Genomic DNA, 261 nt, shown 5'->3' on the forward strand with positions numbered 1-261 from the left:
GCTTTACGGATGCGACGTTTGCCAGGATGTTTGTCCATGGAATAAATTCGAAAAACCCACTAAAGAAACTGCATTTTGGCCGCGCATGGGCGAAACGGAAATTTCACTTAATCAAGTATTGGAAATGAACAATGAGCAATATGCTGAACGCTTTCGCCAATCCGCAGTCAAACGCGCAAAACTCTCGGGGCTGCGGCGAAACGCCACCGCGCTATTGAACGAAAAAAACAGATAATTTTCTATTCTCAGGGTTTGCAAAAG

General features: G+C 44.8%; 1 pseudogene. It reads left to right on the plus strand.

Annotated features, from left to right (window positions below):
- Positions 1–235, plus strand: a pseudogene (locus tag AC6UDF_RS07285) (hypothetical protein); the annotation flags it as partial.
- Positions 236–261: the final 26 nt, after the last annotated feature.

The sequence above is a fragment of the Fructilactobacillus sp. X2R6C1 genome, assembly GCF_059901295.1.